Source organism: Halomonas saccharevitans, assembly GCF_900116405.1.
GTDB lineage: Bacteria > Pseudomonadota > Gammaproteobacteria > Pseudomonadales > Halomonadaceae > Halomonas > Halomonas saccharevitans.
This window is the reverse complement of record NZ_FPAQ01000083.1, coordinates 1-1,668: the sequence shown is the minus strand read 5'-3', so window position 1 is coordinate 1,668 and position 1,668 is coordinate 1. Positions and strand designations below refer to the sequence as shown.

The window sequence follows — 1,668 nt, the reverse complement described above, 5'->3', positions numbered from 1 at the left end:
CATGAACCTGCTCCCGAATGAATTGCTGTAGAAGCTCTCTGGCTGCTAGCAGAGGATAACTTCTATAGGCGATCTGATCATCCGGGATCCTACACCTACAGCCGTCCGGGAGCGTCAGTAGACCCCAGTGCCGCATTCCAACCCATTGATATTCAGTGGGTAACCGTATGCTGGTCTCTTTTTTTAGTATATGTTGATGGAAGGTTTTTGACAGCTTGTATGCCAAGGTCGAAATGCTTGAAATCCAACAAGAAGGCAATCGCTTATCTTACCTCCAATGTCACACATCGCTGATAAACCTTCGCGAGCATTGCCGTCTGGGTATCTTCATGCCACCGCGCGGCATGAGCCGGACCTCGGCGAACGAGCTCTTCGCGCAGTGTCGAGTCGCTTAGTATGCGGTTGACCTTGGCGGCGAAGTCGACGTGGGTCTCCTCAGCGATCAGGCAGCCTTGGCCATCCACCAGCACATCACAGGTGCCCATCACCGCGGTGGAAATCACCGGAGTGCCCAATGCCAGGGCTTCGAGCAGTACCAGGCCCTGAGTTTCGGTGCGCGAGGCGAAGACGAATGCGTCAGCGGCACGGTAGGCGGCCTGCAGAGGGCCGTCGCGATCCAGGTAGCCGAGAAAGTGAACGAACTGTTCGAGCCCCGCCTCTCTCGCTCGCCGGGCCAGCGCCGCCTGGGCGGGGCCTTCGCCCGTAATGATCAACCGAGCGTTGGGGTGGTGGGCTAGCACCTGCGGCAGCATATCAATCAGAAACCCGATGTTCTTCTCATGGGCGGCGCGTCCTACATAGAGAAGTAGCCTGGCTGTTGGTGGCAGGCCATAGGTGGTGCGAAAGTCGTGCTCTTCATGAGGGTGCGTAAAGGCTTCTAGATTCAGGCCGGTGGGAATCACCGCGATTGGCGTTGTCACCCCATAGTGTTCAAGGGCCTCGCGCATGGCGCGAGAGGGAGCGATGACAGCGCTTAGCTGGTGGCATTGGCGCACCGCAAGTCGCCTTGCAATGAAACACAGCCAAGGCCGCGGCAACCATCGCACATAGTGGTGCAGATACTCTTCGAAGAGGGTGTGGTAGGTCGCCACCACGGGAATATCCAGGCGCCTGCCCAAGGTGATGCCCGCATAGTGCGCGACAAAGGGCGTATGTACATGGATCAGGTCGAAAGAGTGGATGGCATACTGGGATGATGAGAGCGCCAACACATCGCGGTAGTGCATCATGCGATCCTCCGGATCACCGAGTACACCACGGGAAGATATACGCCATATCCCCGGTGTGTCCGTCTGACCTACCGGATAGGCGGGGCAGACCAGCGTCACCGAATGGCCCAGGCGCTTCAGGGCGGCGCAGAAGCTGGTAATGGAAGTCGAAACCCCGTTGACACGCGGGAAGTAGACATCCGAGATCATCAGGATCTTTAAGGTGTGGGAGTCTGTTGAAGAGGGTCTGGCAGCCTCCTGGGCGCTTGAGGCCCATGCCTGCAGTGCTCCACGTTCTGCCTGACGTCGCAAGACCAAGGCATTGCCGCGGGCCAGCCTCATGAGAAATTTTAGCTCCGCTGCGCTTAGCCCGCCTCATTCATCAGGGCACAGAACGAGCGTGTTGAGTCCATCGATTGCCGGTACCGACCTGCTTCAACCTCATGCGGTCGCTTGGTAG

General features: G+C 58.0%; 1 protein-coding gene. It reads right to left on the bottom strand.

The genetic code is table 11. The annotated features are described in order from the left end of the window. Positions 1-263: 263 nt before the first annotated feature. Positions 264-1,550 carry a glycosyltransferase gene (locus BM388_RS17435; protein ID WP_089852503.1) on the bottom strand — a complete coding sequence of 429 codons (1,287 nt, stop codon included), beginning with the start codon at positions 1,548-1,550 and terminating at the stop codon, positions 264-266. Positions 1,551-1,668 lie beyond the last annotated feature (118 nt).

Coding starts and splice junctions, on each gene's coding strand:
- BM388_RS17435 (WP_089852503.1), bottom strand. CDS start 1,550: ATGAGGCTGGCCCGCGGCAATGCCTTGGTCTTGCGACGTCAGGCAGAA.